Source organism: Serratia sp. 2880STDY5682894 (genome assembly GCF_001537385.1).
In the GTDB taxonomy this organism is placed as follows: domain Bacteria; phylum Pseudomonadota; class Gammaproteobacteria; order Enterobacterales; family Enterobacteriaceae; genus Serratia; species Serratia nevei.
Genome location: NZ_FCJA01000003.1, coordinates 1 through 26387 on the forward strand (window position 1 = coordinate 1; position 26387 = coordinate 26387).

Consider the following 26387-nt stretch of genomic DNA (forward strand, 5'->3'; position numbering starts at 1 on the left):
GGGCTCTATGAGTCCGAACTTAGAGCGCCCCTCTGGGGCGTAGTCAAAGCCGCCTTCTATGAAGGCGGATTTTTACTGGCGGGGGATCAGTTGAACGTCACCGTCAGCGTGGCGCTGCCGAGGCTGTGGAAATGGACGTTAAAGCCCACCAGCGCGCCGCTGGATCCCTCATCCACTTCGATACGCTCCACGTCCAGCGCATGCACGGTGAACTGGTAGCGGTGGCTCTCGCCCTCTGGCGGCGCCGCGCCGCCGTAGCCAGCCGAGCCGAAGTCGGTGCGGGTCTGCAGTGCGCCGGCGGGCAGCGGCGCTTTGCCGGAGCCCGCGCCCTGCGGCAGCTCGCGCACGTCGGCGGGAATATTGGCCACGATCCAGTGCCACCAGCCGGAGCCGGTCGGGGCATCGGGATCGTAAACGGCGATTACGAAGCTCTTGGTGCCGGCCGGCACGCCGTCCCAGGCCAGGTGGGGCGACAGGTTATCGCCGTGGTAGCCCATGCCGTTGAAGACCTGCGCCTGCGGCAGCTTGCCGCCGTCCTGCAGATCGTTGCTGTACAAACGAAAAGCCATAGTGACTCCCAGTTGTCGGTAAACGCGGACCCTTAAGCTAGATCGTTTCGCCGTGACAATACAAGTGGGATTGCCATTCGCCAACGGCGGCGCGGATCGGTTACCATGGCCGCATCTTCCTTCCTACAGACCGCCGGATAGCCAAACAACGCCACCATGATCTCACTGAAAAAACGCACGCCGTGGTTCGGCTGGCTGCGCCGTTGGGCCAAAAGCATCAAGCGCGATATTTATGCGTTGTGGCTGGCTGCCCGTGATAAGCGCACCCCGTGGTACGCCAAACTGATCGCGCTGCTGGTGGCCGGCTATGCGATCTCGCCGATCGATCTGATCCCGGACTTCATTCCGGTGCTGGGCTATCTGGATGACGTCATCATCGTGCCGTTGGGCATCATGCTGGCGGTGCGCCTGATCCCCAAGCCGCTGATGGCCGAGCTGCGCGAGAAGGCGCAAAAGCGCGTTGATAACCCCACCGGCCGCATGGCGGCGGCGATGATCATTTTACTTTGGCTGCTGTGTCTGGGATTGCTGGCCCGCTATCTGGACCAGCATTGGTAAGGCATTAACGCGCGGCGGCGGCGACGGCGGTGGTCAGGCGGCTGAGCTGTTCCGCTTCGATGATGTAAGGCGGCATCAGGTAAATCAGCTTGCCGAACGGCCGGATCCACACCCCGCGTTCGACGAATCCGCGCTGCAGCTCGGCGACGTCCACCGGTTCACGCATCTCCACCACCCCAATCGCGCCCAGCACCCGCACGTCCGCCACCTTCGGCAGCGCCGCGAGCGGCAGCAGTTCCTGTTTCAGCTGGGCTTCGATGGCGCTCACCTGCGCCTGCCAGCGATTTTCCGCCAGCAGCGCCAGGCTGGCGTCCGCCACCGCGCAGGCCAGCGGGTTGCCCATAAAGGTTGGGCCGTGCATAAAGCAGCCGGCCGCGCCGTTGCTGATTGTCTCCGCCACGTGGCGGGTGGTCAGGGTGGCGGACAGCGTCATGTAGCCGCCGGTCAGCGCCTTGCCCAGGCAGAGAATGTCCGGCACCACCTGTGCGTGCTCGCAGGCGAACAGCTTGCCGGTGCGGCCGAAGCCGGTGGCGATCTCGTCGGCGATCAGCAGCACCTGATGGCGATCGCACAGCTCGCGCACCCGCTTGAGGTAGGTCGGGTGGTAGATACGCATGCCGCCGGCGCCTTGCACCACCGGTTCCAGGATCACCGCCGCCACTTCACCGGCGTGCTGCTCCAGCAGCGCGGCGAACGGCGCGATGTCCTCTTCGCGCCATTCCTCGTCGAAGCGGCACTGCGGCGCGGTGGCGAACAGGTGCGGCGCCAGGTAACCCTGATAGAGGCTGTGCATCGAGTTGTCCGGATCGCAGACCGACATCGCGCCGAAGGTATCGCCGTGATAGCCGTGGCGCAGCGTCAGGATGCGCTGCCGCCGCTCACCGCGCGCCTGCCAGTACTGCAGCGCCATCTTCAGCGACACTTCCACCGCCACCGAACCGGAATCCGCCAGGAACACGCACTGCAGTGCTTCCGGCGTCATTGCCACTAACCGGCGGCACAGCGAGATGGCGGCCGGATGGGTAATACCGCCGAACATCACGTGCGACATCTTCTCCAGCTGCCGGCTGGCGGCCTGATTCAGGTGCGGATGGTTGTAACCGTGGATCGCCGCCCACCAGGAGGACATACCGTCCACCAGACGCCGGCCGTCCGCCAGCTGCAGCTCGACGCCGCTGGCCGACTCGATCGGGTAACAGGGTAACGGGCGGCTCATGGAGGTGTAGGGGTGCCAGATATGACGTTGGTCAAACGCCAGGTCGGAAGCGGTGACAGACATACTTGTAAACCAAATTGAATTAAGATTGGTTGACAGTATATCCACAATATTTAAACTGGCGACACTTTTTCGTTTTGGAGACGCCATGATGGCCGATCGCATTCACTGGACAGTAGGGCAAGCCCAGGCCCTGTTTGATAAACCTCTGCTTGAACTGCTGTTCGAAGCGCAAACCGTACACCGCCAGCACTTTGACCCGCGTCAGGTGCAGGTCAGCACGCTGCTGTCAATCAAGACCGGCGCTTGCCCGGAAGACTGCAAATACTGCCCGCAAAGCTCGCGCTACAAGACCGGCCTGGAGTCGGAGCGGTTGATGCAGGTCGAACAGGTACTGGAATCGGCGCGCAAGGCCAAGGCGAACGGCTCGACCCGTTTTTGCATGGGCGCGGCGTGGAAGAACCCGCACGAGCGCGATATGCCTTATCTGCAGCAGATGGTGCAGGGCGTGAAAGCGATGGGCATGGAAACCTGCATGACGCTGGGCACGCTGGACGGCACTCAGGCCGAGCGGCTGGCGGAAGCCGGGTTGGATTATTACAACCATAACCTCGATACCTCGCCGGAGTTCTACGGCAGCATCATCACCACCCGCAGCTACCAGGAACGCCTGGATACGCTCGACAAAGTGCGCGACGCCGGCATCAAAGTATGCTCCGGTGGCATCGTCGGGCTGGGTGAAACGGTGCGCGACCGCGCCGGGCTGCTGGTGCAGCTGGCCAACCTGCCGAAGCCGCCGGAGAGCGTGCCGATCAACATGTTGGTGAAGGTAAAAGGCACGCCGCTGGCGGATAACGACGACGTCGATCCGTTTGACTTTATCCGCACCATCGCGGTGGCGCGCATCATGATGCCGTCTTCTTATGTCCGCCTCTCCGCCGGCCGTGAACAGATGAACGAACAGACACAGGCGATGTGCTTTATGGCCGGCGCCAACTCGATCTTCTACGGTTGCAAGCTGCTGACCACGCCGAACCCGGAAGAAGACAAGGATCTGCAACTGTTCCGCAAGCTGGGGCTGAACCCGCAGCAGACCGCCACCGAACACGGCGACAACCAGCAACAGCAGGTGCTGGCTAAGCAGCTGCTGAACGCCGATACCGCCGAGTTTTACAACGCGGCGCCGTGATGAGCTGGCAACAACGCATCGAGCAGGCGCTGGCAGAGCGGCGCCTCAACGCCGCCTACCGTCGGCGACAGACCACCGAGGGCGGCAACGGCCGCCAGATCCGGCTGGGCGATCGTCTCTACCTGAACTTCTCCGGCAACGACTACCTGGGGCTGAGCCAGGATGCGCGGGTGATCGCTGCCTGGCAGCAGGGCGCGCAGCGTTACGGTGTCGGCAGCGGCGGGTCGGGCCACGTCACCGGCTTTAGCGCGGCGCATCAGGCGCTGGAGGAGCAACTGGCGGCGTGGCTCGGCTATCCGCGCGCGCTGCTGTTCATCTCCGGTTACGCCGCCAACCAGGCGGTGCTGGCGGCGTTGATGCAGAAAGGCGATCGCATTTTAGCCGATCGCCTCAGCCACGCCTCGCTGCTGGAGGCGGCGGCGCAATCGCCGGCCGAGCTGCGCCGCTTCCAGCACAATCAGCCGCAGGCGCTGGCGGATCTGCTGGCCAAACCCTGCGACGGGCAGCGGCTGGCGGTGACCGAAGGGGTGTTCAGCATGGACGGCGACGGCGCACCGTTGGCGGAACTGCATCGCTTAACCCGCGCGGCGGGCGCCTGGCTGATGGTGGACGATGCCCACGGCGTCGGCGTGCGCGGCGAGCAAGGCCGCGGCAGCTGCTGGCAGCAGGGCGTGCGCCCTGAACTGCTGGTGGCGACCTTCGGCAAGGCGTTCGGCGTCAGCGGCGCGGCGGTGCTGTGCGATGAGGCGACCGCCGAGTATCTGCTGCAGTTCGCCCGCCATCTGATCTACAGCACCGCGATGCCGCCGGCGCAGGCCTGTGCGCTGCAGGCGGCGCTGGCCTGCATTCGAGAGGGCGATGAACTGCGCGCCCGGCTGCAGGACAACATTCGGCGTTTCCGCCAGGGCGCGGCGCCGCTGGCGCTAACCCTGACGGATTCCGATACCGCCATCCAGCCGCTGCTGGTGGGGGACAATCAACGCGCGCTCGATCTGGCGACCCGCCTGCGCGAGCGCGGGCTGTGGGTGAGCGCCATCCGCCCACCGACGGTGCCGCCGGGCGGCGCGCGGCTGCGCATCACCCTGACGGCGGCGCATCAGCCGCAGGACATCGATCGCCTGCTGGAGGTATTGCATGACGTCAGCCAATGACGCGGTGAACAAACAGGCGGTCGCTTCGGCCTTCAGCCGCGCCGCCGGCAGCTACGACGCCGCCGCCGCGCTGCAGCGAGACGTTGGCGAGCGCTTACTGGGGATGGGGAGTGCCCATCCGGGCGAACGGCTGCTGGATGCCGGCTGCGGCACCGGCTATTTCAGCCGCCTGTGGCGCGAGCGCGGCAAGCAGGTGACCGCGCTCGATCTGGCGCCGGGCATGCTGGACGTTGCCCGTCAACGGCAGGCGGCGCACCATTATCTGCTGGGCGATATCGAACAGGTGCCGCTGCCCGATGCGGCGATGGACATCTGTTTCAGCAGCCTGGTAGTGCAGTGGTGCAGCGATCTGCCCGCCGCGCTGGCGGAGCTGTATCGCGTGACCCGCCCCGGCGGAGTAATTTTGTTTTCCACGCTGGCGGCGGGATCGCTGCAGGAACTGGGGGACGCCTGGCAACAGGTGGACGGCGAGCGCCACGTGAACGCCTTTCTGCCGCTGGCGCAGATCCGCGCCGCCTGTGCTGATTATCGGCACGAACTGGTCACTGAGCTGCGCACCCTGAACTACCCGGACGTGATGACGCTGATGCGTTCGCTCAAGGGCATCGGGGCCACGCACCTGCATCAGGGGCGCGAGGGCGGCCTGATGTCGCGCGGCCGTCTCGCCGCGCTGCAGGCGGCTTACCCGTGCCGGCAGGGGCAGTTCCCACTCAGCTATCATCTGGTTTATGGAGTGATTTATCGTGATTAAACGTTGGTTCGTGACCGGCACCGACACCGAAGTCGGTAAAACCGTCGCCAGCAGCGCCTTGCTGCAGGCCGCCAACCGGGCGGGCTACCGCAGCGCCGGTTATAAGCCGGTGGCTTCCGGCAGCGAAATGACCGCCGAGGGGCTGCGCAACGGCGATGCGCTGGCGCTGCAGGCCAACAGCGGCGTGGCGCTCCGCTACGACGAAGTGAACCCTTACGTTTTTGCCGAACCGACCTCGCCGCATATCGTCAGCGCCGATGAAGGCCGGCCGATCGAGGCGGCGCAGCTGTCCGACGGCCTGCGCCGGTTGGAGCAGCGCGCCGACTGGGTGCTGGTCGAGGGCGCGGGCGGGTGGTTTACCCCGCTGTCGGCGCAGTACACCTTCGCCGACTGGGTGCAGCAGGAGCAACTGCCGGTGATCCTGGTGGTGGGCATTAAACTGGGCTGCATCAACCACGCGGTGCTGACGGCGCAGGCGGTGCAACAGGCGGGGCTGACGCTGGCCGGTTGGATCGCCAACGACGTGACGCCGCCGGGGCGGCGGCATCAGGAATACCTGGCCACGCTGCGTCGCATGCTGCCGGCGCCGCTGCTGGGCGAAATCCCGCACCTGCCGCAGGCCGAGCGGGCGCCGCTGGGGCAGTATCTGGATATCAGCCTGCTATAAACCCTCCATGAGGGAGGCTTTCTCCCTCATTCTCCTTCCTGGCGCGCCAGCCCGGCGCCGATCAACGCCTCATCCAGCTGCGCCAGCGCGCCGTGCGCCACCGTGCGCCCGCTGTCCAACAGGCAGAAGCGGTCCGCCACCCGGCGCACGAACGGCAGCTGATGCTCCACCAGTAAAATGGTCATGCCCAATTCGCGGTTGAGCCTGCGGATCACGTTGCCGATGTCGGCGGCGATCGAGGGGGGGACGCCCGCCGTCGGTTCGTCGAGGATCAGCAGCGCCGGCTCCTGGGCCAGCGCCCGGCCAATCGCCAGCTGGCGTTGGGCGCCCACGCAAAGATCGCCGGCGCGGCGCGCGCGCATCTGGCGCAAATGGGGAAACAGGCTGTAGATCAGCGGCGGAATGCGGCGAGGGGCGCCGCGCCCGGCCATTTGCGCCACCTGCAGATTCTCCTCCACGCTAAGCTGCGAGAAGAGCTGCCGCCCCTGGGGCACGTGGCTGATGCCCAGCGCGGCGCGGCGCTCCATCGGCTGTAGCAACAGGTTTTGCGGCGGCTGATCCGCCGGCTGCCAGGTCATGCTGCCGCTCACCACCGGCACATGCCCCATAATGCAGTTGACCAGCGTGGTCTTGCCCACGCCGTTGCGGCCGAGCAGCACGGTGCACTGGCCGCGCGGCAGCTCCAGGTTGATGTCCCACAGGGTGTGGTTCTGCCCGTAAAATTGATTGACCGATCTCAGGCTCAGCATTTGGCATTCTCCTCATAGACGCCCGTTCCACTCGTTGGCGGGGACTGCAAAGGCCGCATGCGCGGCGGATTTCCCGAGTGTGGCAATGTCTGGAACAAAATGCCGTCCGTCCGATGAGCCAGAGCAAGGTCTGCGGTAGACGGAATGACAGTCAATATGTCGTTAAAAACGACGCTTGTGACGACTTGGTGTCGTTCTTGCGCTTTTACGGGCGATAGCGCCGCGGAGATTACGCGTCGCGGCAGGCAGCGCATCATGCTGTCGCACCGCGTTTATACGCAGGAAGATAAAGCAACTCTCAGGCCAGTTTTGCCGCCGGGTGAAAACGGAGATTGTTATCGCCTTGTTAACCACGCGTCAGGCCTGACAGGTGCTGCCGTGGCGGCCCGAAAATACGCGGGGAAGTTAACCCGGACGTTTTTTGCACTCTTGTGGTGCTCTTTGGTCAGGGCATGGTGCAAGGCGTTGCGCTGCCGTCAAGAGCGATCCGCGTGAAAGGGGCCAATGCGATTTTGGCAATGGGGATTTTTAGTATTAATCGGCATAAACAAAGCGATATTTTTATGAAAAAATAACTAAAAAAGGCATTTTGGCGAGTGTAAAGGGCGAAAAGCTTTCTTTCTGTAACTCCCGCCCCGGGCGGGGCGGTGAGAGTTATCCACTATTCCTGTGGATAACCTTGTGTATTAGATTTAGAAAAACGCTGTAAAGCGAGAGCCGACGCGGGTTCTGTTCGCTTTGTCCGCATTCTCGTCTTTTTATTAATGTTATTAAATATCAATAATTTAATTAAAATCAAGACGCAGGGGTATTGATCAGGCCTCTATGTATGATTTTTCGACGCGGTGCTATCAATAAGTTAATTCGCGGCAAGTTCTGGGGATAAATCTGTTATTGACAATAAAAATGTCACCGGGCTGTAACGCCACGGTGCAGCGACGTTGCAGCGGCGTCGATCCCGGCGACGAATCCGCTTGAAGCTGGTTTTATATCCAGTATCATGGGCACTGGCGCAAATCGCCGACACTTTCCATAATTAGGGGCCATGCCCGGCGCAGAGCCGGCTGGCCGCCTGAGCGCGCGCATCTCCACAGGGTAGCCGAGCAATGAGTAAACTTTTCAAACTGCATTCAGAGTTCAAACCGGCCGGCGATCAGCCGGAAGCCATCCGCAAGCTGGAAGAGGGGCTGGAAGACGGCCTGGCGCACCAGACGCTGCTGGGGGTCACCGGTTCGGGCAAGACATTCACCATCGCCAACGTGATAGCCGATCTGAATCGGCCGACCATGGTGCTGGCGCCGAACAAGACGCTGGCGGCGCAGCTGTACGGCGAGATGAAAGAGTTTTTCCCGGAGAATGCGGTGGAATACTTCGTCTCCTACTACGACTACTACCAGCCGGAAGCCTATGTGCCCAGCTCCGACACCTTCATTGAAAAAGACGCTTCGGTGAACGAGCACATCGAGCAGATGCGTCTTTCCGCCACCAAGGCGCTGCTGGAGCGGCGCGACGTGGTGGTGGTGGCGTCGGTGTCGGCGATCTACGGCCTGGGCGATCCGGATCTTTACCTGAAGATGATGCTGCACCTGACCCAGGGCATGATCATCGATCAACGATCCATTTTGCGCCGGCTGGCGGAGCTGCAGTACTCCCGCAACGATCAGGCCTTCCAGCGCGCTACCTTCCGCGTGCGCGGCGAGGTGATCGACATTTACCCGGCGGAGTCGGACGAGCTGGCGCTGCGCGTCGAGCTGTTCGACGACGAAGTGGAACGGCTGTCGCTGTTCGATCCGCTGACCGGGCAGATCGAGCAGGTGGTGCCGCGTTTTACCATCTACCCGAAATCGCACTACGTGACGCCGCGCGAGCGGATCATGCAGGCGATGGAAGAGATCAAGGTCGATCTGGCGGACCGCCGCAAGGTGCTGCTGGCCAACAACAAACTGCTGGAAGAGCAGCGCCTGACGCAGCGCACCCAGTTCGATCTGGAAATGATGAACGAGCTGGGTTACTGCTCGGGCATCGAAAACTACTCGCGCTACCTGTCCGGGCGCGCCGAGGGCGAGCCGCCGCCGACGCTGTTCGACTACCTGCCGGCGGACGGCCTGCTGGTGGTCGACGAATCCCACGTCACCATTCCGCAGATCGGCGCGATGTTCAAGGGTGACCGCGCGCGTAAAGAAACGCTGGTGGAGTACGGCTTCCGCCTGCCGTCGGCGCTGGACAACCGCCCCTTGCGCTTCGAGGAGTTCGAGGCGCTGGCGCCGCAGACCATCTATGTCTCCGCGACGCCGGGCAAATATGAGCTGGAGAAATCCGGGGGCGATCTGATCGATCAGGTGGTGCGGCCGACCGGGCTGCTGGATCCGATCGTGGAGGTACGGCCGGTCGCCACCCAGGTGGACGATCTGCTCTCCGAGATCCGCAAGCGCGCGGCGATCAACGAGCGCGTGCTGGTGACCACCCTGACCAAACGCATGGCGGAAGACCTGACCGAATACCTGGAAGAGCATGGCGAGCGCGTGCGCTACCTGCACTCGGACATCGATACCGTGGAACGGGTCGAAATCATCCGTGACCTGCGTCTGGGCGAGTTCGACGTGCTGGTGGGCATCAACCTGTTGCGTGAGGGGCTCGACATGCCTGAGGTGTCGCTGGTGGCGATTCTGGACGCCGACAAGGAAGGCTTCCTGCGTTCCGAGCGTTCACTGATCCAGACCATCGGCCGCGCGGCGCGTAACCTGAACGGCAAGGCGATCCTGTATGGCGATCGCATCACCGATTCGATGGCCAAGGCGATCGGTGAAACCGAGCGGCGCCGCGCCAAGCAGCAGGCCTACAACGAAGCCAACGGCATCGTGCCGCAGGGGCTGAACAAGAAGATCGGCGATATTCTGCAGATCGGCCAGCCGGTCAACCGCGCCAAGAACAAAGGCAAAGGCAAGGGCAAGGCGCTGGACGGCGGTGCTTCGCTTCAGAACCTCACGCCGAAAGCGCTGGATCAGAAAATCCGCGATCTGGAGGCGCAGATGTACACCCACGCGCAAAACCTGGAGTTCGAACAGGCCGCTGCGCTGCGCGACGAGATCCACCAGCTGCGCGAGCAGTTCATCGCGATTTCCTGACCGTTGGATGGCGCCCGCGCCGCGGGCGTCAAAATTCCTTGTCGGCCGCGCCAAAGCTGTTATGGTGTGCGGCCCGATTTGACCACGAAGAGTACCGAACATGAGCCAACACCAGTCCAAAGACCCGCTGCACGGCGTGACGCTGGAGCAACTGCTGACTAAACTGGTGGATCACTACGGTTGGTCCGAGCTGGGTGCGCGCATTCGCATCAACTGCTTCCGCAGCGATCCGAGCATCAAGTCCAGCCTGAAGTTTTTGCGTCGCACGCCCTGGGCGCGCAAAGAGGTGGAAGACCTGTATATCGATATGGTCAGCCATCCCGCCCCAGCCAGCGATAATCCCTGGCTGCGTGGGCGAGACGGTTAAATTCGATCAGCGGCGATCGGCCAGCGCCACCAGCGCCCGATCCAGCGCCTGGCGCAGCAGCTGGCGATCGTGGCGGTAGGGGATGTCGCTCGCTTCCAGCGGCTGTTGAATCACCACCCGATCCTGCACTTCACTGGCGTCCACCGCCGGGCCGACGATCAGCGCATCGATCATCCGGCGGCCAATCTTCTCTTCCATCAGCGTCAGCTTATCCTGTAGCGACAGCGCCGCGGCGGCCACGCTCAGCTCGCGGCCGAGGTTGCCGATATAGATCATGCTGGCGCTGCTGCGACGCAGTGCCTGGGTGAGATCGTCCAGCAGCAGCAGCGGCATCAGGCTGGTGAGGAAACTGCCCGGCCCGATCAGGATCACGTCGGCCTGCGCGATGGCGTCCAGCGCTTCGCGCGTGGCGTTGACCGGCGGTGACAGCATCAGCTCCTGCGGCATATGGGTCAGCTGGTCGACATTCACTTCACCGTAAACATGGTTGCCTTCGTGATCGTGCGCCATCAAATCCACCGGCTGCTCCGACATCGGGATCAGCGCCGCGTCCACCTTCAGCAGGCTGCGCACCAGGTTGATCGCTTCCAGCGGGCGCACGCTCAGGTGATCCAGCGCTTTCAGCATCAGGTTGCCGAGGTTGTGGCCGGCCAGCTCACCGTTGCCGCTGAAGCGGTACTCGAACATCGCCGAGGCGACGCTCGGTTCGGTGATCAGCTGGTTGAGACAGTTACGGGTATCGCCCCAGGCAATGCCGCCTTCCGAACGGCGGATACGGCCGGTGGAACCGCCGTTGTCGGTGGTGGTGACGATGCCGGTCAGGCGGGAGCCTAAGGACGACAGGGCCGACATCACACGGCCCAGACCGTGTCCGCCGCCTAACGCCACCACGCGGTCGAGATCGGCCAGGGTACGATTACGCATAAATTTCCTTACAAAGGGGCTGAACTGCCCGCATAAGGTAGCGGATCCGGCATAAAAACGCGATAAGAGTGTCATTTGCGTGATTCCGGTCAATTCGTCCGCGCAAGTGATGTTTATCATGGTTTACCCGAATACGCGGCGTCTAAAAACGCTGTATAGACAATTATATAGCGAATTTACGCGTTGGCTATCGTTGCCGATTAGCGCTAGAATTCTGCTGAAAACCACGGTTTCGTTCCGGCTACTCAAGGTAGCGGGAAGAGAAATCAAACTCCTAGCCCCTGCGCCTACGTTGTTCATCCGGAACGATATGGCGCCTGGGCCGTGGCGAAGTCAGCCACCAGGGTGCAGAGGGGAAACGCTCGCATCTCCCGACTTTGGAAAGGTGTTATGGTGCCGCAACTCATTGATGCTTATGAGCGCAAGTTCTATTACCTGCGCTTGTCGATCACCGACGTGTGCAATTTTCGTTGCACCTATTGTCTGCCCGACGGCTACAAGCCGAGCGGCAGCCCGAAAAGCTTCCTGTCGCTGGATGAAATCCGCCGCGTCAGCCGCGCGTTCGCCGAACTGGGCACCGAAAAGGTGCGCCTGACCGGCGGCGAGCCTTCGCTGCGCCGCGATTTTACCGAGATCATCGCCGCAGTGCGGGAAAACCCGGCCATCCGCACCCTGGCTGTCACCACTAACGGCTACCGTCTGGCGCGCGACGTCGCCGCCTGGCGTGACGCCGGTCTGACGGCGATTAACGTCAGCGTCGACAGCCTGGATCCCCGTCAGTTTCACGCCATCACCGGTCAGGACAAGTTCCGCCAGGTGATGGACGGCATCGACGCCGCCTTCAGCGCCGGTTTCAGCAAGGTTAAGGTCAACGCGGTGCTGATGCGCGACGTTAACCACCAGCAGCTCGGCGCCTTTCTCGCCTGGATCAAAGACCGGCCGATCCAGCTGCGTTTTATCGAACTGATGGAAACCGGCGAGGGTGGCGAGCTGTTTCGCAAACACCACGTTTCCGGCGAAGTGATTCGCCGGCAGCTGGAGCAGCAGGGCTGGCAGCGCCAGGCGCGCGGCCGCAGCGACGGCCCGGCGCAGGTGTTCAGCCACCCGGACTACCAGGGTGAGGTGGGTCTTATCATGCCTTATGAGAAAGACTTCTGCGCCAGCTGCAACCGGCTGCGCGTTTCTTCCATCGGCAATCTGCACCTGTGCCTGTTCGGCGAGCAGGGGGTGCCCCTGCGCGATCTGCTGGCGGACGACGGCCAGCTCGACGCGCTGAAGGCGCGCATCCAGAGCGGGCTGCTGAGCAAGAAGCAGACCCATTTCCTGCATCAGGGCAACAGCGGGATCACCCAGAACCTGTCGTTTATCGGCGGCTGACAGCCAATAGGAGCCTATTGAACCATGAGCCATGCGAGCAGCGAGTTTATTCCGGCGCATATCGCCATCCTGACCGTGTCTGACAGCCGCGGCGCGGCGGAAGACACCTCCGGCCAATATCTGCAGGAAGCGGCGCAGGAAGCCGGCCATCAGGTGGTGGATCGCGCCATCGTCAAAGATGACATTTACCAGATCCGCGCGCGGGTTTCCGCCTGGATCGCCGATGACAACGTGCAGGCGGTGCTGATCACCGGCGGCACCGGTTTTACCGCCCGCGACAACACGCCGGAAGCGCTGCTGCCGCTGTTCGACAGAGAGGTGGAAGGGTTCGGTGAACTGTTCCGCATGGTGTCGTACGAGGAGATCGGTACCGCGACGATCCAGTCGCGCGCGCTGGCCGGCCTGGCCAACCGCACGGTGATCTTCGCCATGCCGGGCTCCACCCGCGCCTGCCGCACCGCCTGGGAGCGGATTATCGAAGAGCAGTTGGACGCGCGCCATCGCCCGTGCAACTTCCAGCCCCATTTGAAGAAGCCCTGAGTCATGACACAGCTAACCCACATTAACGCCGCCGGCGAAGCCCATATGGTTGACGTTTCCGCCAAGGCCGAAACGGTGCGCGAGGCGCGCGCCGAAGCCTTCGTCGAGATGCTGCCCGCCACGCTGGCGATGATCGTCGACGGCAGCCATCACAAGGGCGACGTGTTCGCCACGGCGCGCATCGCCGGCATTCAGGCGGCCAAACGCACCTGGGAGCTGATCCCGCTGTGCCACCCGCTGATGCTGAGCAAGGTCGAAGTACAGCTGGAGGCGCAAACGCAGCACAACCGGGTGCGCATCGAAACCTGCTGCCGGCTGACCGGCAAAACCGGCGTCGAGATGGAGGCGCTGACCGCCGCCTCGGTGGCGGCATTGACCATCTATGACATGTGCAAAGCGGTACAGAAAGACATGGTGATCGGCCCGGTGCGCCTGCTGGCGAAAAGCGGTGGCAAATCCGGCGATTTTAAGGTGAACGTATGATCGATATTCTTTTCTTCGCGCAGGTGCGCGAACTGGTGGGCACCGGTGGCCTGTCGATGCCGGCGGATTACCCGACCGTCGAGGCGCTGCGCCAGGCGCTGTGCGCGCGCGGCGATCGCTGGGCGCTGGCGCTGGAGTCCGGCAAGCTGTTGGCGGCGGTCAATCAGTCGCTGGTGGCGGCGGACCATCCGCTGCGCGCCGGCGATGAAGTGGCCTTCTTCCCGCCGGTCACCGGGGGGTAAGCATGGAAAATACCCGCATTCGCGTGGGCGAGGCGCCGTTCAACGTCGGCGACGAGTACCAGTGGCTGGCGCAGTGCGACGCCGATGGCGCGGTGGTGACCTTCACCGGCAAGGTGCGCAACCATAATCTGGGTGACGACGTCAGCGCGCTGACGCTGGAACACTACCCCGGCATGACCGAGAAGGCGCTGGCGGAGATCGTGGCCGAGGCGCGCAGCCGTTGGCCGCTGCAGCGGGTGACGGTGATCCACCGCGTCGGCGCGCTGTATCCCGGCGACGAGATCGTGTTCGTCGGCGTGACCGGCGCGCACCGCAGCATGGCGTTCGCCGCCAGCGAGTTCATCATGGACTACCTGAAGACCCGCGCGCCGTTCTGGAAGCGCGAAGCGACAGGCCAGGGCGATCGTTGGGTCGATGCCCGCGACAGCGATCGCGAGGCCGCGCAGCGCTGGCACGACGCGGCTAAATAACGCGTCAACAGCGGAAACAAATCAAGACCTTTGCCGCTTTCGCCCGGCATATTCTGTGGTACGCTTATAGCAGGCGAAGCCCCGTTCGCGGGGCTTCGGAATCTTGTTTACAACGCAAAAGGTAACCGTCATGGACCGATATCCACGCTCTAATGGTTCAATCGTCGAACGTGCCAACAGCGGCATTCAGGCCTACATGGCGCAGGTTTACGGCTGGATGACCTGCGGTCTGCTGCTGACGGCGTTCGTTTCCTGGTATGCGGCCAACACGCCCGCGATCCTCAACTTCATCTTCTCCAGCCAGATCACCTTCTTCGGTCTGATCATCGCCCAACTGGCGCTGGTGTTCGTGATTTCCGGCATGGTCAACCGCCTGAGCGGCGCGGTGGCCACTTCGCTGTTCATGCTGTACTCGGCGCTGACCGGGCTGACGCTGTCGAGCATCTTCATCGCCTACACCTACAGCTCGATCGCCAGCACCTTCGTGGTCACCGCCGGCATGTTCGGCGCCATGAGCCTGTACGGCTACACCACCAAGCGCGATCTGAGCGGCTTCGGCAGCATGCTGTTCATGGCGCTGATCGGCATCGTGCTGGCCTCGTTGGTGAACATCTGGCTGAAAAGCACCGCGCTGATGTGGGCGATTACCTACATCGGGGTGGTGGTGTTCGTCGGCCTGACCGCGTACGACACGCAAAAACTCAAGGCGATGGGCGAGCAGCTGAACGCCGATGATAAAGACAGCTTCCGCAAGTACGCCATCGTCGGCGCGCTGACGCTGTATCTTGACTTCATCAACCTGTTCCTGATGTTGCTGCGTATCTTCGGCAACCGTCGCTAAATCCGTGGCCTTTCAAGCAGTAGCTTGAAATCCACAGGACTTACCAGGCTCTGCATGTGACATGCAGAGCTTTTTTTATGCGATTTTGCGGCGGAACAGCGCGTAGGCGGCGCTACCGGTGGTGGCGGTGATCACCAGCAGCGGCCACAGGCTGTGCCAGATGATGTCGAAGCTGGCGTCCTTCAGGTAGATCTGCTTGGTGATGTCGGTGAAGTGGCGTATCGGGTTGACCCAGGTCAGATCCTGCAGCCACACCGGCATATTCTCCACCGGCGAGACGTAACCCGAGAGCAGGATCGCCGGCATCATGAACACGAACACGCCGATAAACGCCTGCTGCTGAGTGGCGCACAGCGATGAGATCAGCAGGCCGAAACCGACCAGCGACAGCCCGTAGATCAGCATGGTGGCATAGAATAGCAGCAGCGATCCGGCAAACGGGATCTGGTACAGGAAGATGCCGATCAGCAGCACGATGCTGGCCTGGAAGCTGGCGACGATCAGCGCCGGCACCGCCTTGCCGATAAAGATCTGCCAGGTGGTGAGCGGCGAGACCAGCAGCTGTTCCAGCGTGCCCTGTTCGCGTTCGCGCGCCACCGACAGCGAGGTGACGATCAGCACGCCAATGGTGGTGATCATGGCGATCAGCGACGGCACCACGAACCATTTGTAGTCCAAATTCGGGTTATACCAGTTGCGCACCACCAGCTCGCTGTTGTTGGGTTTGGCGCGGCTGCCGAGCAGCTCGTTCTGATATTCCTGCACGATCTGCTGCACGTAGTTGGCGGCGATCTGCGCGCTGTTGGAGTTGCGCCCATCGAGCAGCAGCTGCAGCGGCGCGGTATTGCCGGTGGCGATATCGCGCGAGAACTGCGCCGGGAAGCGGATCAGCAGCAGCGCCCGCTGGTTGTCGATGGTGGTCTTTATTTCCTGCGGGCTGCGCAGCAGCAGCACGTGTTGAAAGGCCTTGGCCTTGGCGAAGCGCTGGGTCAGCTCCACCGAGGCCTGGCCGCTGTCCTCGCTGTAGACCGCGATGGTGGCGTTGGTGACTTCCAGCGTCGCGGCGAACGGGAACAGCAGCACCTGCAGGATCACCGGCATGATTAAAATGGCGCGGGTTTGCGGATCGCGCAGCAGCGCCTGCATTTCCTTGATGATGAGCGTCAACAGACGATGAAACATCGCTCTTTCTCCTCAATCCAGCCGGCGCTGGGTTTTCCAGGCCGTCAGGCCGATGAACACCACGGCGGAAGCGATCAGGAACAGCAGATTGATCAGCAGCACGGTGCCGACGTTGCCCGCCAGGAACAGCGTTTGCAGCGTGCTGACGAAGTAGCGCGCCGGAATGATATAGGTCACCGCACGCACGATGGCCGGCATGCTGTCGATCTGGAAGATGAAGCCGGACAGCATGATCGAAGGCAGGAAGGCGGCGTTCAGCGCCACCATCGCCGCATTGAACTGATTGCGGGTGAGGGTGGAGATCAGCAGACCCATGCCGAGGGTGCTGGCGAGAAACAGGCTGCTGATCAGCAGCAGGATCGGCAGGGAGCCGCGATAGGGCACGCCGAGCACCCATACCGCCACCGCCATGCACAGCGCCATCGCGGCCATGCCGAGGAAGTAATAAGGGATCAGCTTGGAGAGCAACAGCTCGCTGCGCGTCACCTGGGTGGACAGCAGGGCCTCCATGGTGCCGCGCTCCCATTCGCGGGCGATCACCAGCGAGGTGAGAATGGCGCCGATCACCGTCATGATGATGGTGATGGCGCCGGGAATGATGTAGTGCCGGCTGATGGCCGCCGGGTTGAACCAGTAGCGCATCTGTACGTCAATCAGCGGTTTGTCGCTGTTCCCCCGATCGGTGGCGCGCTGCTGCTGCCAAATTTGCCATACGCCCTGGGCATAGCCCTGCACGAAGTTGGCGGTGTTCGGCTCGCTGCCGTCGGTGATGATCTGGATAGGGGCGCTGTCGTGCGGGCGCGCCATGCGCTGGTCGAAATCCACCGGGATCACCACCAGGCCGCGGATCGTGCCGGCCTGCATCTGCTGGATCAGCTGTTGGCGGTTGTCGCTGATGGTCGGTTCGATATAGGGCGAGCCGGCGAACGCCTGGGCCAGATCGCGCGCGTCTTCGCTCTGCTGCTCCATCAGAATGCCCAGATGCAGCTTGCTGGAGTCCAGGTTGATGCCGTAGCCGAAGATAAACAGCAACATCAGCGGGATGACGAAGGCGATCAGGCCGCTGCTGGGATCGCGCAGTATCTGCCGCGTTTCCTTCAGGCACAGTGCGCGCAGCCGGCGCCAGGAGAAGCCGCCGTCGTCGATTGGGGTGCGGTTATCGCTCACCGTGATTCCTCCTCATCGTAACCCTGCACCAGCTCGATAAATGCCTGCTCCATCGAGGGGTTGGGATTGTCGTCGCGCGCCACCTGCTGTTTGAGATCGTCCGGCGTGCCGGCGGCGATGATTTTGCCGCGGTACACCAGGCCGATGCGGTCGCAGTACTCCGCTTCGTCCATAAAGTGGGTGGTCACCATCACCGTGACGCCCTTGTCGACCATGCCGTTGATGTGCAACCAGAACTCGCGCCGCGTCAGCGGATCGACGCCGGAAGTCGGTTCGTCGAGGAACAGGATATCCGGTTCGTGCATCAGCGCGCAGGCCAGCGCCAGGCGCTGTTTGAAGCCGAGCGGCAGCGCGTCCGGCGTCTGATCGAGGATTGGCGCGAAGTTGAAGGCGCGCGACATCTCGTCGATTTTGTCGCGCTGCGCCTTGCCGCTCAGGCCGTAGACGCCGGAGAAGAACTTCAGGTTCTGCGCCACCGTCAGGTTGCCGTACAGCGAGAATTTTTGCGCCATGTAGCCGAGGCGCTGGCGCGCCTGGCCGGAGCTGGTCTTGAGATCCATCCCCAGCACCAGCGCCTTACCGCTGGAGGGGATCAGCAGGCCGCACATCATTTTAAAGGTGGTGGACTTGCCGGCGCCGTTCGGCCCGAGCAGGCCGAAAATTTCGCCGCGCCGCACCTGGAAATCAACGTGATCGGTAGCGGCGAAGTCGCCGAATTTTTTGGTCAGCTGCACCGCTTCGATCACCGTTTCACCGCTTTCGCCGTTGACGGTCGGCATGATCTCCGCCAGCGCCGAGCGGTGGTTGGGGCCGCCGCCGAGCAGATCGATAAACGCATCCTCGAAGCGCGGATCCGCTTCGTCCAGTTCGGCCTCCGGCAGATCCAGCGCCTGCAACAGCTGCCGGTGATCTTCGCCTTCCTTCAGAATCAGGCGCAGATACTTGCCCTGGATCACCCCATCGGTGACCGCCGGCAGGCAGATCGCCCGCTGCAGCAGCGATCGATGGCTGCCGGGGGGCGCGGCGATCAACACCGTGCGCCCGGCCATACGGCGGGTCAGCTCCTGCGGCGCGCCGCTGAACAGCAGCTCGCCCTCGTTGAGCAGCAGCACTTCGCGGCACTGTTCGGCCTCGTCGAGATAGGAGGTGCTCCACAGGATCAACATGCCGTCGTTGGCCAGTTCATGCACCATTCGCCACAGCTCGCGGCGCGAGATCGGGTCGACGCCGACGCCCGGCTCATCCAGCAACAGCACCTGAGGTTCGCCCACCAGCGTGCAGGCCAGGCCGAGTTTCTGCTTCATACCGCCGGACAGCTTGCCCGCCAGGCGCTCGGTGAAGCGGGTCAGATCGGTGAATTTCAACAGCCGCTCGAAGGTCTGGCGGCGAAGATCGCCGGTGACGCCGCGCAGATCGGCGTACAGCGTCAGGTTCTCCATCACCGTCAGATCCTCATACAGCCCGAACTTCTGCGGCATGTAGCCGAGGATCGCGTGCAGTTGACGATCCTGCGCGATCGGATCCAGCCCGGCGACCCGCAGTTTGCCGCTGCTGGGCTGCAGCAGCCCGGCCAGCATGCGCAGCAGGGTGGTTTTGCCGGCGCCGTCCGGGCCGACCAGCCCGATCACCGCGCCGCTGCGCAGGGTGGTGGTCAGGCTGGCGACCGCCGGTTTCTCAAGCGACGGGAAGCGCTTCTCCAGCCCTTCCAGCTCAATGGTGTGCGCCTGTTCCATGGCCGGCCTCAGGGTTTGGCGAAGCGCAGAGTGACCGGCATGCCCTGGCGCAGCGCGTCGTCGGCGTCGGTGACGATCACCCGCAGGCGGTACACCAGATCGGTGCGCAGATCCGGCGTTTCAACGCTTTTCGGCGTGAATTCCGCGGTCGGCGAGACGAAACCGATCTTGCCGTGGTAAGGCTTGTCGGGGCGGCCGTCGGTATAGATCTCCAGTTCGGTGCCGGGCACCGCCTGGTTCAGGCTGGTTTCGTTGACGTAGGCGCGCACCCACACCGGCCGGGTCAGTGACAGGGTGAAGACCGTGCCGCCGGCGCCGAGCATGGTGCCCGGCTCCACCGCGCGGGTCAGTACCGTACCGGCGGAAGGGGAGACCAGCGTGGCGTCTTGCAGGTTCAACTGCGCCTGTGCCAGCGCCGCCTCGCTCTGCGCCACGTCGGCCTTGGCCTGTTCGATTTCTTGCGGGCGGTTGCCGCTGAGGTATTGCGACAGCTTGTCTTTCGCCGCCTGCAGGTTGGCCTGCGCCTGATTGCGGGCGGTGCGCGCATCCTCCAGCGCGTCGGCGGAGGTGGCGTTTTTCGCCCACAACCCCTGCTGGCGTTTCAGGAAGCTGTCGGCGTAGGCGAAGGCGGACTGGCGCTGCGCCATTTCCGACCGTACCTGGGCGATCTCTTCGCTGCGGTAGCCGGCCTGCAGCAGCGACAGCTTGGCGCGCGCGCTGCCGACGTTGGCTTCGGCCTGCTGCAGCGCGTTGCGGTAGGGCGCGTCGTCCAGTTTGCCGAGCAGCTGGCCCGGCTGAACGGCATCGCCTTCATCCACCGTCAGCGACGCCAGGCGGCCATCGACGCGAAAGCCGAGGTTCACCGTGCGGATGTCGACGTTGCCGTACAGCGTCAGCGGCTTATCCTGCTGTTGTTGGTAATGCCATACCCCGTAAGCGGCGGCCGCGATCAGCAGAATTAACAACACGATCAAGGCACTGCGTTTTTTGTTCATAACACTCCCTGCCTGAATTTACGCGCCGTGACGTTGGCGCAGCCCGGTAACCAGAATCTCAATATGTTCGCTCAGCACGGCGCCGATCTGCGCCGCTTCGTCCTCGCCAATGGCTTGCCAGCCGGCCTGGCGGCGGATGGTTTCGCGCGCCACGCGAAACGACAGCACCTCGCCGATCAGCGCGTGGGTATGCAGCACGAGGCGGGTCGCCTGGTCGTCGATGCCGGTCGCGGCCGCCAGCAGGCGGCATAGCCGCGCGTGCATCGGCGCGATCACCTGGCTGTGGATCAGCGGGTAGGCCTCGGTCGGGGCGAGCTGTTCGCGCGACATGATTTTGCTCAGGTTCAGCGTGTGCGGCTGGGTCATCAGTTCGCTGAAGGCCAGCAGGCCACGCTGCAGCAAACGCAGCGCCGCGTCGGGTGAGCGCTGTGCGGCGGACTGTTGCCAGAAGCGATCGACCTCCTCGGCCAGCGGGGCGAACGCCTGCTGGATGAAATCGGCGAGCGACTGCGCCACGGCCAGGTACAGCCCCTCTTTGGAGCTGAAGTAATAGGTGATGGCGGCGATATTCTGGCCGGCGCGCTGGGCGATGTCGCGGGTGGTGGCGCCTTCCAGGCCGCATTCGCCGAACAGTTCGGTCGCCGCGGCGAGCAGCTGCCGGCGCGTTTGCTCGCCGCGCGCTCGGCCGGCGGCCTGATGAGGGACGGAAGCTGGCATGGGACACGCTCAAAGTTAATCAATCATATGATTAACTTTATGCCAGATTGTTTAAAACGCAACCGCTAATCACAATGAGTTATGTGATCGGCTTCAGACAATGCTGAATTTACGGCAGATTGTGCTCTGGGTGCGTAAAAGTGCTTTTTATTGCGCGACTTCTGTTACAATCGGCGCCTGGTGCACTGCAGTTTGTGCCAATCCCTCGTGGTCATGCTTAATGCCCCGTCTGATCATCCTCCCAGGAAACTGCACCGAACACTGTTAGGTTAGGGGGGATCTGGAGTTTTTCTCTTTATGTCATTTGAAACCCTCGGCTTAAGTGCTGAAATTGTGCGCGCTGTTGAAGAACAGGGCTATCGCGAACCGACGCCAATTCAGCGTCAGGCTATCCCTGTCGTGCTGGAAGGTCGTGACCTGATGGCCAGCGCCCAGACCGGCACCGGTAAAACCGCCGGTTTTACCCTGCCGCTGTTGCAGCTGCTGAGCAAGCATGACCATCCGGTCAAGGGCCGTCGCCCGGTGCGCGCGCTGATCCTGACGCCAACCCGTGAGCTGGCGGCGCAGATCGGCGAAAACGTCGATGCCTACAGCAAACACCTGCGCCTGCGTTCGCTGGTGGTGTTTGGCGGCGTGAGCATCAACCCGCAGATGATGAAGCTGCGCGGCGGCGTCGATATCCTGGTGGCAACGCCGGGCCGTCTGCTGGATTTGGAACATCAGAACGCGGTTGACCTGTCCAAAATCGAAATTCTGGTGCTGGACGAAGCGGACCGCATGCTGGACATGGGCTTTATCCACGACATCCGCCGCGTGCTGGCCAAGCTGCCGGCCAAGCGTCAGAACCTGCTGTTCTCCGCAACCTTCTCCGACGACATCAAGGCGCTGGCCAACAAGCTGCTGCACAACCCGGCTTCGGTAGAAGTGGCGCGCCGCAACACCGCGTCTGAGCAGATCGAGCAGAGCGTGCACTTCGTCGACAAGAAGCGTAAGCGGGAACTGCTGTCGCAGATGATCGGCGAAGGCGACTGGAAGCAGGTGCTGGTGTTTACCCGCACCAAGCACGGCGCCAACCACCTGGCGGAGCAGCTGAACAAAGACGGTATCACCGCAGCGGCGATCCACGGCAACAAGAGCCAGGGCGCCCGTACCCGTGCTCTGGCCGACTTCAAAGACGGCCGCATCCGCGTGCTGGTGGCGACCGACATCGCGGCGCGCGGCCTGGATATCGACCAGCTGCCGCACGTGGTGAACTACGAGCTGCCTAACGTGCCGGAAGACTACGTGCACCGCATCGGCCGTACCGGCCGCGCGGAGCGCACCGGCGAAGCTATCTCGCTGGTGTGCGTGGATGAGCACAAGCTGCTGCGCGACATCGAGCGTCTGCTGAAGCGTGAAATTCCGCGCATCGCGCTGCCGGGCTACGAGCCGGATCCGACCATCAAGGCCGAGCCGATCATCAACGGCCGTCAGGGTGGCGGGCGCGGCGCCCCGCGCGGCAACGGCGGTGGCCAGCGTTCCGGTAACGGCGGCGGTCAGCGCAGCGGCAACGCGAACGGCGGCCAGCGTGAAAACCGCGGCAATGGTAACGGTAACGCCCGCCCGCAGGGTGATGGCCAGCGCCGTTCCGGCGCACCGGCTTCGCGTCGCCCACGCAACCGCAAACCGGCTGAATAAGCCTGATTGCTCAAAGAGTAAGCCGCCGATACGGGCGGCTTTTTTTTTGCCTGGCGGAACGGCATTTTCGTACTAGGCTGGACGGTGGCTAACCCTACATTCCAGGAGACGGAGATGAAATTGAAGTGCGCAATTCTCGATGATTACCAGCAGGTGGCGCTCAAGATGGCGGACTGGTCGGCGCTGGCCGATCGGGTGGAGGTGTCCGCCATCAGCGCGCACTTTACCGATGAGACGGAGCTGGCGGTGCATCTGCAGGAGTGCGACATTCTGGTCATCATGCGCGAGCGCACGCCGATGACCGCCTCGCTGTTGGCGCGGCTGCCGAAGCTGAAGCTGCTGATCACCTCCGGCATGCGCAACGCTTCTATCGATTTGGCTGCCGCCGCCGAGCGCGGCGTAGTGGTATGCGGCACCAGCAGCGGGTCGGCGGCGCCGATGGAGCTGACCTGGGCGCTGCTGCTCGGGTTGGCGAAGCATATCGTGCCGGAAAGCGTCGGGCTGAAAAACAACGGCCCGTGGCAGCGGGATCTCGGCGTCACCCTGCAGGGGAAAACGCTGGGGCTGCTGGGGCTGGGCAAGATCGGCGGCCAGATGGCCCGGGTGGCGCAGGCGTTCGGCATGCGGGTGCTGGCCTGGAGCCAGAACCTGACGGCGGAACGGGCGGCGCAGGAGGGGGCCCTGTTGGCGCCGTCCAAACGGGCGCTGTTCGAGCAGAGCGATTTTGTCTCTATCCACCTGGTGCTGAGCGATCGCAGCCGCGGGCTGGTGGGGCGCGACGAATTGACGGCGATGAAGCCCACCGCTTACCTGATCAACACCTCGCGTGCGGCGATCGTCGATCGGGCGGCGTTGGTGGACGTGCTGCAACAGCGGAAGATCGCCGGCGCCGGGCTGGACGTGTTCGAGACGGAGCCGCTGCCGGCCGACGATGCGTTTCGTCAGCTGCCCAACGTGCTGGCCACGCCGCATGTGGGTTACGTGGCGGACGACAACTACCGCGCCTACTTCACCGAGGCGGTCGAGGACATTGCGGCGTTCCTCGCCGGCCAACCGATCCGCCGGCTGGGCTGACGGCGCTTTTAATGCCCGCAGAGGCTTGTCTGGCGCGGGCATTCACCCGTATCATTGCGGGTCTTTTTTTAGCTGGGATTGGTCATGCGCGTATTATTGGCTCCGATGGAGGGCGTTCTCGATTCTTTGGTGCGTGAGTTGCTCACCGACGTGAACGACTACGATCTGTGCATCACCGAATTTCTGCGCGTGGTCGATCAGCTGCTGCCGGCCAAATCGTTCTACCGGCTGTGCCCGGAGCTGCGCCACGCCAGCCGCACGCCGTCAGGCACGCTGGTGCGCGTACAGCTGCTGGGGCAGTACCCGCAGTGGCTGGCGGAGAACGCCGCGCGCGCGGTGGAATTGGGCTCTTACGGCGTCGATCTCAACTGCGGCTGCCCGTCCAAGCTGGTGAACGGCAGCGGTGGCGGGGCGACGCTGCTCAAAGATCCGGAGTTGATCTACCAGGGCGCCAAAGCGATGCGCGCGGCGGTGCCGGCCCATCTGCCGGTCACGGTGAAGGTGCGCCTGGGCTGGGACTCCTCCAGCCGCAGTTTTGAAATCGCCGATGCGGTGCAACAGGCGGGCGCCAGCGAGCTGACGGTGCATGGCCGCACCAAAGAGGACGGTTACAAGGCGGATCGCATCAACTGGGCGGCGATCGGCGAGATCCGTCAACGGCTGAGCATCCCGGTGATCGCCAACGGCGAGATCTGGGATTACCAGAGCGCGCAGGATTGCCTGCAGGCGACCGGCTGCGACGCCATCATGCTGGGGCGCGGCGCGCTCAACGTGCCAAACCTGAGCCGGGTGGTGAAGTACAACGAACCGCGTATGCCCTGGCCGCAGGTGGTTGAGCTGCTGCAAAAATACGTCCATCTGGAAAAGCAGGGCGACACCGGCCTGTATCACGTGGCGCGCATCAAACAGTGGCTGGGCTATTTGCGCAAAGAATATGACGAAGCCACCGAACTGTTCAGCGAAATACGCGCACTGACGACATCGGGGGATATTGCGCGCGTTATCTGCCGTAGCTAAAAATAAACCCGCACGCGGCGGGTTTATTTAAATCGGTATTATCAGGCGGCTTTGTCGAGACGGTTCAATTCTATCTCGATATCCTGAATGGTTTTTTCCAGCCCTTCCAGGCAGGCACCCTGTTTATTCAACAGGTCGTTAATAGCTTCGGCGAATGCCTTATTTTTGCATTCCCCCTGATCGAAGGCCAGCCAGTGTGCGGAGAGCGTTTCGGTATTCGACTGCGCATAGTGGCGCATTTCCTTCAGCTGGGAAGCGACGTTGCGTAAATTATCCAGCTGCGCCTGTGCGTTTGCATTGTTGCTCATGAATTTCTCCTTGAGTTGGCCGTTAAATAATTTCGACTGCGGGATTAAGCTTACCCCATCTAAATAAAAATATCATCCTTGGTGGCCCAGGTGGTTATTTTTTAATGAATACGGATATATTTATTTCTCGGCTGAACAAGGACTTGGGTGGAATTGTAAAAATAGATAAATACGGTTTTTTTTTGCGGTTATTTACGGCCATTCCATGCGGAATGACCGTTATTCTAACTCTTAAGAGTGATGCTTATTATGCCGCGTCCGCCAGCATAAACATGCCGTAGGGGTGAATTTCCAGATAATAATGTTCGCCGACGTTGGGCTGCAGGCGAGTGGCATTAACCTGCAGCAAAATCTGCTGCCCATGCCACGCTACCGTCACTTCATACTGCGGCCCCATGTAGGCGACATGCTGGATCACGCAGCGCTGGCTTTCCTCGCCGTGCTCGCTCAGCGTGATCGCTTCCGGCCGCACGCCCACCGTGCCGGCGCCTTCGGTGGCAAAGTGCGCGGGGCGCGGCAGGCGATAGCCGCTGATATCGACATAGTCCGCGCTGAAGCCGGCCGGGAACAGGTTGGCGTCCCCCATAAAGCTCGCCATAAAGCGCGACGCCGGCTGCCGATAGAGATCCTGCGGCGAGCCTATCTGCATGATATGCCCCTTGTTCATCACCAGCACGGTGTCTGAGACCGCGAAAGCCTCGCTCTGATCGTGGGTGACGTACAGCGACGTGATATCAAACTGCTTTTGCAACTCGCGGATCTTTTCGCGCATGCTGCGGCGCAGGTTGGCGTCGAGGTTGCTCAGCGGCTCGTCAAACAGCAGCACTTTCGGCTTGAGGATCAGCGCGCGCGCCAGCGCCACGCGCTGCTGTTGGCCGCCGGAGATCTGATCGACATAGCGATCGTCGAACCCCGCCAGATCCACCATCGCCAGCGCTTCCTGCACGCGCGCTTTCACTTCGGCGCGCGGAATGCCGAGCATCTTCAGCCCATAGCCGACGTTTTCTCCCAGCGACATGTGCGGGAACAGGGCATAAGACTGAAACACCATGCAGATGTCACGCTGCTGGATGGAACGATGGGTAACGTCTTCACCATCAATGAATATCTGCCCGTCGCTCGGTTTCTCCAGCCCGGCGACCAGGCGCAAAATGGTGGTCTTGCCGCAGCCGGAAGGGCCGAGCAGCGTCACCATCTGCCCCCGAGGGATGGTGAGCGTGATGTTATCGATCACCGTGTTGCTGCCGAACCGTTTGGAGACGTTGCGCAGTTCAACGAAATTTTTCTGGCTCATCATG

27 protein-coding genes and 1 riboswitch are annotated in these 26387 nt (G+C 62.7%); of the genes, 16 read left to right on the forward strand and 11 right to left on the reverse strand.

Annotation, left to right across the window (positions count from 1 at the left end):
* Positions 1–86 precede the first annotated feature (86 nt).
* On the reverse strand, positions 87–569 hold the full coding sequence (locus tag AWX27_RS08230; RefSeq protein ID WP_060420913.1) for a kinase inhibitor: 483 nt from the start codon (positions 567–569) through the stop codon (positions 87–89).
* A gap of 156 nt (positions 570–725) precedes the next feature.
* Here AWX27_RS08230 and AWX27_RS08235 point away from each other — a divergent pair, with 156 nt between their 5' ends.
* On the forward strand, positions 726–1127 hold the full coding sequence (locus tag AWX27_RS08235) for a YkvA family protein (RefSeq protein WP_038870940.1): 402 nt from the start codon (positions 726–728) through the stop codon (positions 1125–1127).
* A 4-nt stretch (positions 1128–1131) separates the two neighbouring features.
* On the opposite strand, the gene bioA is transcribed toward AWX27_RS08235, so the two are convergent.
* Positions 1132–2406, reverse strand: a complete 1275-nt coding sequence (bioA, locus tag AWX27_RS08240; RefSeq protein ID WP_060420914.1) for an adenosylmethionine--8-amino-7-oxononanoate transaminase — start codon at positions 2404–2406, stop codon at positions 1132–1134.
* An 88-nt stretch (positions 2407–2494) separates the two neighbouring features.
* Here bioA and bioB point away from each other — a divergent pair, with 88 nt between their 5' ends.
* The 4 genes from bioB to bioD are packed head-to-tail and all read left to right on the forward strand — an operon-like array spanning position 2495 to position 6101.
* On the forward strand, positions 2495–3532 hold the full coding sequence (gene bioB, locus AWX27_RS08245) for a biotin synthase BioB (protein ID WP_031299723.1): 1038 nt from the start codon (positions 2495–2497) through the stop codon (positions 3530–3532).
* Positions 3532–4683, forward strand: a complete 1152-nt coding sequence (gene bioF, locus AWX27_RS08250) for an 8-amino-7-oxononanoate synthase (RefSeq protein WP_033647125.1) — start codon at positions 3532–3534, stop codon at positions 4681–4683. The genes bioB and bioF overlap by 1 nt, the downstream gene beginning before the upstream one ends.
* Positions 4667–5434 (forward strand): malonyl-ACP O-methyltransferase BioC, encoded by a 768-nt coding sequence (gene bioC, locus AWX27_RS08255; RefSeq protein WP_060420921.1) that lies wholly within the window; start codon positions 4667–4669, stop codon positions 5432–5434. The genes bioF and bioC overlap by 17 nt, the downstream gene beginning before the upstream one ends.
* Entirely contained in the window at positions 5427–6101 is a 675-nt protein-coding gene (bioD, locus tag AWX27_RS08260) for a dethiobiotin synthase (RefSeq protein ID WP_049201157.1), read from the forward strand. Before bioC ends, bioD begins: the two co-directional genes overlap by 8 nt.
* Positions 6102–6127: 26 nt before the next feature.
* Here bioD and AWX27_RS08265 read toward each other — a convergent pair whose 3' ends face one another.
* Positions 6128–6850 (reverse strand): ATP-binding cassette domain-containing protein, encoded by a 723-nt coding sequence (locus AWX27_RS08265; RefSeq protein WP_049195911.1) that lies wholly within the window; start codon positions 6848–6850, stop codon positions 6128–6130.
* Between the two features lie 1106 nt (positions 6851–7956).
* On the opposite strand from AWX27_RS08265, the gene uvrB reads away from it, so the two are divergent.
* Together uvrB and AWX27_RS08275 are read left to right on the forward strand one after the other, a co-directional pair.
* A complete protein-coding gene (gene uvrB, locus AWX27_RS08270) occupies positions 7957–9975 on the forward strand; it encodes an excinuclease ABC subunit UvrB (RefSeq protein WP_060420924.1) in 2019 nt (672 codons plus the stop codon).
* Between the two features lie 100 nt (positions 9976–10075).
* Positions 10076–10342, forward strand: a complete 267-nt coding sequence (locus tag AWX27_RS08275) for a VF530 family protein (RefSeq protein ID WP_049201151.1) — start codon at positions 10076–10078, stop codon at positions 10340–10342.
* Positions 10343–10348: 6 nt separating this feature from the next.
* Here AWX27_RS08275 and yvcK read toward each other — a convergent pair whose 3' ends face one another.
* Positions 10349–11266 carry a uridine diphosphate-N-acetylglucosamine-binding protein YvcK gene (gene yvcK / locus AWX27_RS08280; protein WP_060420927.1) on the reverse strand — a complete coding sequence of 306 codons (918 nt, stop codon included), beginning with the start codon at positions 11264–11266 and terminating at the stop codon, positions 10349–10351.
* A 259-nt stretch (positions 11267–11525) separates the two neighbouring features.
* Positions 11526–11670, forward strand: a riboswitch (molybdenum cofactor riboswitch).
* Here yvcK and moaA point away from each other — a divergent pair.
* The 6 genes from moaA to AWX27_RS08310 all read left to right on the forward strand — a co-directional run bounded on the left by moaA (position 11657) and on the right by AWX27_RS08310 (position 15219).
* Positions 11657–12643 carry a GTP 3',8-cyclase MoaA gene (gene moaA / locus AWX27_RS08285; protein ID WP_004939778.1) on the forward strand — a complete coding sequence of 329 codons (987 nt, stop codon included), beginning with the start codon at positions 11657–11659 and terminating at the stop codon, positions 12641–12643. It overlaps the preceding riboswitch by 14 nt.
* 24 nt (positions 12644–12667) lie before the next feature.
* Positions 12668–13183, forward strand: coding sequence for a molybdenum cofactor biosynthesis protein B (moaB, locus tag AWX27_RS08290; RefSeq protein ID WP_033642238.1), 516 nt, complete (start codon positions 12668–12670; stop codon positions 13181–13183).
* Positions 13184–13186: 3 nt separating this feature from the next.
* Positions 13187–13666: a cyclic pyranopterin monophosphate synthase MoaC gene (gene moaC / locus AWX27_RS08295; RefSeq protein WP_049201144.1), complete on the forward strand. Its 480-nt coding sequence runs from the start codon at positions 13187–13189 to the stop codon at positions 13664–13666.
* Positions 13663–13908 (forward strand): molybdopterin synthase sulfur carrier subunit, encoded by a 246-nt coding sequence (gene moaD / locus AWX27_RS08300; RefSeq protein ID WP_019453985.1) that lies wholly within the window; start codon positions 13663–13665, stop codon positions 13906–13908. The genes moaC and moaD overlap by 4 nt, the downstream gene beginning before the upstream one ends.
* Positions 13909–13910: 2 nt before the next feature.
* Entirely contained in the window at positions 13911–14378 is a 468-nt protein-coding gene (moaE, locus tag AWX27_RS08305) for a molybdopterin synthase catalytic subunit MoaE (protein WP_004939764.1), read from the forward strand.
* A 130-nt stretch (positions 14379–14508) separates the two neighbouring features.
* Positions 14509–15219: a Bax inhibitor-1/YccA family protein gene (locus AWX27_RS08310; protein ID WP_033637508.1), complete on the forward strand. Its 711-nt coding sequence runs from the start codon at positions 14509–14511 to the stop codon at positions 15217–15219.
* 75 nt (positions 15220–15294) lie between these two features.
* Here AWX27_RS08310 and AWX27_RS08315 read toward each other — a convergent pair whose 3' ends face one another.
* From AWX27_RS08315 to cecR, 5 genes are read right to left on the reverse strand one after another with little or no spacing between them, the layout of a single operon-like run.
* Positions 15295–16401, reverse strand: coding sequence for an ABC transporter permease (locus AWX27_RS08315; RefSeq protein WP_060420931.1), 1107 nt, complete (start codon positions 16399–16401; stop codon positions 15295–15297).
* A gap of 12 nt (positions 16402–16413) precedes the next feature.
* The gene (locus AWX27_RS08320; RefSeq protein ID WP_038870906.1) at positions 16414–17568 is read right to left on the reverse strand and encodes an ABC transporter permease; all 1155 of its coding nucleotides are present in this window, start codon (positions 17566–17568) and stop codon (positions 16414–16416) included.
* A complete protein-coding gene (locus AWX27_RS08325) occupies positions 17565–19301 on the reverse strand; it encodes an ATP-binding cassette domain-containing protein (RefSeq protein ID WP_060420934.1) in 1737 nt (578 codons plus the stop codon). Before AWX27_RS08325 ends, AWX27_RS08320 begins: the two co-directional genes overlap by 4 nt.
* 8 nt (positions 19302–19309) lie before the next feature.
* Positions 19310–20296 (reverse strand): secretion protein HlyD, encoded by a 987-nt coding sequence (hlyD, locus tag AWX27_RS08330; RefSeq protein WP_049201139.1) that lies wholly within the window; start codon positions 20294–20296, stop codon positions 19310–19312.
* A gap of 18 nt (positions 20297–20314) precedes the next feature.
* Positions 20315–21013, reverse strand: a complete 699-nt coding sequence (gene cecR / locus AWX27_RS08335) for a CerR family C-terminal domain-containing protein (RefSeq protein ID WP_060420936.1) — start codon at positions 21011–21013, stop codon at positions 20315–20317.
* A 297-nt stretch (positions 21014–21310) separates the two neighbouring features.
* Between cecR and rhlE the strand changes: the two genes are divergently transcribed.
* The 3 genes from rhlE (at position 21311) to dusC (ending at position 24781) form a co-directional block, all read left to right on the forward strand.
* Entirely contained in the window at positions 21311–22690 is a 1380-nt protein-coding gene (rhlE, locus tag AWX27_RS08340; RefSeq protein ID WP_042783890.1) for an ATP-dependent RNA helicase RhlE, read from the forward strand.
* A gap of 114 nt (positions 22691–22804) precedes the next feature.
* Positions 22805–23764 (forward strand): D-2-hydroxyacid dehydrogenase family protein, encoded by a 960-nt coding sequence (locus tag AWX27_RS08345; protein WP_060420938.1) that lies wholly within the window; start codon positions 22805–22807, stop codon positions 23762–23764.
* An 84-nt stretch (positions 23765–23848) separates the two neighbouring features.
* Positions 23849–24781 carry a tRNA dihydrouridine(16) synthase DusC gene (gene dusC, locus AWX27_RS08350; protein WP_038879839.1) on the forward strand — a complete coding sequence of 311 codons (933 nt, stop codon included), beginning with the start codon at positions 23849–23851 and terminating at the stop codon, positions 24779–24781.
* A 41-nt stretch (positions 24782–24822) separates the two neighbouring features.
* Here the strand turns inward: dusC and AWX27_RS08355 are convergent, their stop codons facing one another.
* Complete coding sequence (locus tag AWX27_RS08355) at positions 24823–25089, reverse strand: hypothetical protein (protein WP_049201133.1); 267 nt, start codon at positions 25087–25089, stop codon at positions 24823–24825.
* A gap of 247 nt (positions 25090–25336) precedes the next feature.
* Entirely contained in the window at positions 25337–26383 is a 1047-nt protein-coding gene (gene fbpC / locus AWX27_RS08360) for a ferric ABC transporter ATP-binding protein (RefSeq protein ID WP_038879845.1), read from the reverse strand.
* Between the last annotated feature and the right edge of the window lie 4 nt (positions 26384–26387).

Excerpts from the sequence above, each read along its gene's own strand:
- AWX27_RS08230 (WP_060420913.1), bottom strand. The coding sequence starts at position 569 with ATGGCTTTTCGTTTGTACAGCAACGATCTGCAGGACGGCGGCAAGCTG.
- AWX27_RS08235 (WP_038870940.1), top strand. The coding sequence starts at position 726 with ATGATCTCACTGAAAAAACGCACGCCGTGGTTCGGCTGGCTGCGCCGT.
- bioA (WP_060420914.1), bottom strand. The coding sequence starts at position 2,406 with ATGTCTGTCACCGCTTCCGACCTGGCGTTTGACCAACGTCATATCTGG.
- bioB (WP_031299723.1), top strand. The coding sequence starts at position 2,495 with ATGGCCGATCGCATTCACTGGACAGTAGGGCAAGCCCAGGCCCTGTTT.
- bioF (WP_033647125.1), top strand. The coding sequence starts at position 3,532 with ATGAGCTGGCAACAACGCATCGAGCAGGCGCTGGCAGAGCGGCGCCTC.
- bioC (WP_060420921.1), top strand. The coding sequence starts at position 4,667 with ATGACGTCAGCCAATGACGCGGTGAACAAACAGGCGGTCGCTTCGGCC.
- AWX27_RS08265 (WP_049195911.1), bottom strand. The coding sequence starts at position 6,850 with ATGCTGAGCCTGAGATCGGTCAATCAATTTTACGGGCAGAACCACACC.
- uvrB (WP_060420924.1), top strand. The coding sequence starts at position 7,957 with ATGAGTAAACTTTTCAAACTGCATTCAGAGTTCAAACCGGCCGGCGAT.
- AWX27_RS08275 (WP_049201151.1), top strand. The coding sequence starts at position 10,076 with ATGAGCCAACACCAGTCCAAAGACCCGCTGCACGGCGTGACGCTGGAG.
- yvcK (WP_060420927.1), bottom strand. The coding sequence starts at position 11,266 with ATGCGTAATCGTACCCTGGCCGATCTCGACCGCGTGGTGGCGTTAGGC.
- moaA (WP_004939778.1), top strand. The coding sequence starts at position 11,657 with ATGGTGCCGCAACTCATTGATGCTTATGAGCGCAAGTTCTATTACCTG.
- moaB (WP_033642238.1), top strand. The coding sequence starts at position 12,668 with ATGAGCCATGCGAGCAGCGAGTTTATTCCGGCGCATATCGCCATCCTG.
- moaC (WP_049201144.1), top strand. The coding sequence starts at position 13,187 with ATGACACAGCTAACCCACATTAACGCCGCCGGCGAAGCCCATATGGTT.
- moaD (WP_019453985.1), top strand. The coding sequence starts at position 13,663 with ATGATCGATATTCTTTTCTTCGCGCAGGTGCGCGAACTGGTGGGCACC.
- moaE (WP_004939764.1), top strand. The coding sequence starts at position 13,911 with ATGGAAAATACCCGCATTCGCGTGGGCGAGGCGCCGTTCAACGTCGGC.
- AWX27_RS08310 (WP_033637508.1), top strand. The coding sequence starts at position 14,509 with ATGGACCGATATCCACGCTCTAATGGTTCAATCGTCGAACGTGCCAAC.
- AWX27_RS08315 (WP_060420931.1), bottom strand. The coding sequence starts at position 16,401 with ATGTTTCATCGTCTGTTGACGCTCATCATCAAGGAAATGCAGGCGCTG.
- AWX27_RS08325 (WP_060420934.1), bottom strand. The coding sequence starts at position 19,301 with ATGGAACAGGCGCACACCATTGAGCTGGAAGGGCTGGAGAAGCGCTTC.
- hlyD (WP_049201139.1), bottom strand. The coding sequence starts at position 20,296 with ATGAACAAAAAACGCAGTGCCTTGATCGTGTTGTTAATTCTGCTGATC.
- cecR (WP_060420936.1), bottom strand. The coding sequence starts at position 21,013 with ATGCCAGCTTCCGTCCCTCATCAGGCCGCCGGCCGAGCGCGCGGCGAG.
- rhlE (WP_042783890.1), top strand. The coding sequence starts at position 21,311 with ATGTCATTTGAAACCCTCGGCTTAAGTGCTGAAATTGTGCGCGCTGTT.
- AWX27_RS08345 (WP_060420938.1), top strand. The coding sequence starts at position 22,805 with ATGAAATTGAAGTGCGCAATTCTCGATGATTACCAGCAGGTGGCGCTC.
- dusC (WP_038879839.1), top strand. The coding sequence starts at position 23,849 with ATGCGCGTATTATTGGCTCCGATGGAGGGCGTTCTCGATTCTTTGGTG.
- AWX27_RS08355 (WP_049201133.1), bottom strand. The coding sequence starts at position 25,089 with ATGAGCAACAATGCAAACGCACAGGCGCAGCTGGATAATTTACGCAAC.
- fbpC (WP_038879845.1), bottom strand. The coding sequence starts at position 26,383 with ATGAGCCAGAAAAATTTCGTTGAACTGCGCAACGTCTCCAAACGGTTC.